This is a genomic window from Paenibacillus marinisediminis, assembly GCF_054343325.1.
The window spans coordinates 1-217 of record NZ_JBTGUH010000063.1; the positions used below are offsets into that span (position 1 = coordinate 1).

At 53.9% G+C, this 217-nt stretch carries 1 rRNA gene; it reads left to right on the forward strand.

Features of this window, described 5'->3' with window-relative positions:
* Window positions 1-16: 16 nt before the first annotated feature.
* Window positions 17-217, forward strand: a 16S ribosomal RNA gene (locus tag ACXX53_RS23270); the annotation flags it as partial.

Consider the following 217-nt stretch of genomic DNA (forward strand, 5'->3'; position numbering starts at 1 on the left):
GAGCAAGTCAAACACTTTTATGGAGAGTTTGATCCTGGCTCAGGACGAACGCTGGCGGCGTGCCTAATACATGCAAGTCGAGCGAACTTGATGGAGTGCTTGCACTCCTGAGGGTTAGCGGCGGACGGGTGAGTAATACGTAGGTAACCTGCCTGTAAGACTGGGATAACCCACGGAAACGTGAGCTAATACCGGATAGGCGAGACTCCCGCATGGG